This is a genomic window from Streptomyces sp. AcH 505 (assembly GCF_000818175.1).
In the GTDB taxonomy this organism is placed as follows: domain Bacteria; phylum Actinomycetota; class Actinomycetes; order Streptomycetales; family Streptomycetaceae; genus Streptomyces.
Genome location: NZ_JTIY01000001.1, coordinates 3,368,872 through 3,371,345, shown reverse-complemented (window position 1 = coordinate 3,371,345; position 2,474 = coordinate 3,368,872). Strand labels below are relative to the sequence as shown.

Annotated in this window: 2 protein-coding genes and 1 pseudogene; all 3 read right to left on the bottom strand. The window is 70.3% G+C overall.

Features of this window, described 5'->3' with window-relative positions; all coding sequences use genetic code 11:
* Positions 1-62: 62 nt before the first annotated feature.
* Positions 63-785: a hypothetical protein gene (locus HY68_RS15350; protein ID WP_041989105.1), complete on the bottom strand. Its 723-nt coding sequence runs from the start codon at positions 783-785 to the stop codon at positions 63-65.
* Between the two features lie 295 nt (positions 786-1,080).
* Positions 1,081-2,187 carry a peptide chain release factor 2 gene (gene prfB / locus HY68_RS15345; RefSeq protein WP_041989104.1) on the bottom strand — a complete coding sequence of 369 codons (1,107 nt, stop codon included), beginning with the start codon at positions 2,185-2,187 and terminating at the stop codon, positions 1,081-1,083.
* 105 nt (positions 2,188-2,292) lie between these two features.
* Positions 2,293-2,474: pseudogene (locus HY68_RS15340) on the bottom strand (serine/threonine protein kinase); the annotation flags it as partial.

Sequence of the window (2,474 nt, the reverse complement as noted above, 5' to 3'; positions counted from 1 at the left end):
CGGACGCCTCGCGTCCGGGCCCTTCTGTCAGCTGTACCGCTCGCTGTGAGTTACGTCTCCACTCAGGCGGCCGTGCCGCCACCGCGGTTCATGCGGGGCAGGAAACGGAAGCCCACGCCGCCGGCGATCATCACCGCGGCGCCGATGAGCAGGAACGAGGTCTCGCCGGCACCGGTCTCGGCCAGCTCGTCCTTGGCCGCACCCTGCTGCACGGGCTTGGAGCCCACGGAGTCGGTGTCGGTGTTGTCCGCGCACTCCACGCCGTCCAGCGAGACGGTGCAGGTGCCCGGGTCCGCGCTGTTGCCGCCGCCACCGGTACCGGCGCCCTGGGTGGGCGAGGTGCTGGGCTTGGTCGGCTCGTCGGTCGGCGTGCCCGGCTTGGTGGGCTCGTCGGTCGGGGTGCCCGGATTGGTCGGCTCGTCCGTCGGGTCGCCCGGATTGGTCGGCTCGTCCGTCGGGTCGCCCGGATTGGTGGGCTCGTCGGTCGGGTCACCGGGAGTGGTGGGCTCGTCCGTCGGGTCACCCGGGTCGGTCGGGTCGTCGGTCGGGTCGGGGATCGTCGTCTCGTCGCCGTCACCCGGGTCGGTCGGGTCGCCGGACGGGTCTTCGTCCGCCAGCGCGCCACCGGCGCCCAGCTGTACGGTCGTGGCGCCCACCTTGGCGGAGGCGCCGAGGTCGACGAGGCCGGCGGCCGACGCCGCGCCCGCCGCTGTCAGCGAAGCACCCGCGGCGATCACTGCGCCGGCCGCTACGCGCGCCACGCGGATCCGCGTCTTCTTGGTCATCTGCCTGGTACCCCCAGTAGCTTCATTCGTCATTGGTGCAGCGTCCGGGGCAGCGGCTGCTGGGGGTCTGTTCACTGGTCTCCCCCGCCCGCACGCGCCCCAGGAATACGCATGCCACGCGCCAGCTTTCCCAGTTTTCATATACGCGTCAAGGCGGTTGCGCGCGCGATGACCCGAATCGCGACGGTTGTCCGGCAGGCCCTGATGTAACTGTGACACAAAGAGGAACTGCCGCTTCCAGAGCGGCAGTTCCTCGGTCGACTTGGTGGCCGGCCGATGTCGGCCGGCGGGGAGATCAGCGGTCGTGCTGCTTGCGCCAGCGAATTCCGGCTTCGAGGAAGCCGTCGATCTCGCCGTCAAGTACCGCCTGCGGGTTGCCCACTTCGAAGTCCGTGCGCAGGTCCTTGACCATCTGGTACGGGTGCAGGACGTACGAACGCATCTGGTTTCCCCAGGAGTTGCCGCCGTCGCCCTTGAGGGCGTCCATCTCGGCCTGCTCCTCCTGACGGCGCCTTTCGAGCAGCTTCGCCTGGAGGACGTTCATCGCGCTCGCCTTGTTCTGGATCTGCGAGCGCTCGTTCTGGCAGGAGACGACGATGCCGGTCGGGATGTGGGTGATCCGCACCGCCGAGTCGGTGGTGTTGACGCCCTGTCCGCCGGGGCCCGAGGCGCGGTAGACGTCCACGCGCAGTTCGGACTCGTCGACCTCGACATGGTCGCTGGACTCGACGACGGGCAGCACCTCGACGCCGGCGAAGGAGGTCTGCCTGCGGCCCTGGTTGTCGAACGGCGAGATGCGCACCAGCCGGTGGGTGCCCTGCTCGACGGAGAGCGTGCCGTACGCGTAGGGCGCCTTGACCACGAAGGTGGTCGACTTGATGCCGGCCTCTTCGGCGAACGACGTCTCGTAGACCTCGGTGCCGTAGTTGTGCCGCTCGGCCCAGCGCAGATACATCCGCTGCAGCTGCTCGGCGAAGTCGGCGGCGTCCACGCCGCCCGCCTCGGCGCGGATGTTGACCAGCGCCTCGCGCTCGTCGTACTGGCCGGAGAGGAGGGTGCGGACCTCCATCTCGTCCAGCGCCTTGCGCACCGCCTCCAGCTCGGACTCGGCCTCGGCGCGGGCGTCCGCGTCGTGCTCGGAGTCGGCGAGCTCGAAAAGGATCTCCAGGTCGTCGATGCGCCCGCGCAGCGTCTCCGTCTTGCGGACCTCGGCCTGCAGATGGGACAGCTTGCTGGTGATCTTCTGCGCCGCATCGGGGTCGTCCCACAGGGAAGGAACGGCCGCCTGCTCCTCGAGCACGGCGATCTCGGCCCGCAACCGGTCCAGGTCAAGGACGGCCTCGATCGACCCCATGGTCGAGGAGAGGGACTTCAGCTCTTCGGATACATCGACGACTGCCACGGGTCCAGCGTAACGGCTGAGCGGAAGAACCCCTCCCCCCGCTGCCCCACCGCTGTCCCCGGCCCGTACGACGGGCCGTTCGACGACCCTTGCCGCAGGGCCGTACTACGGCGCCGGCGAGGTCGTCTGCTTGGAGTCCTGCGGGCTCCCGCCGCCGTCGTCGCTCGTCGCCAGCCAGCCGCCCACGCCGAGCGCCGCGATCACCAGGACGGCTGCGGCGCCGAGGGTGATCCGGCGCTTGCGCACGGCCCCCGCCTTGTGCCGGGCCGAGCCGGGGCGGCGCTGGC

Coding starts and splice junctions, on each gene's coding strand:
- HY68_RS15350 (WP_041989105.1), bottom strand. CDS start 785: ATGACCAAGAAGACGCGGATCCGCGTGGCGCGCGTAGCGGCCGGCGCA.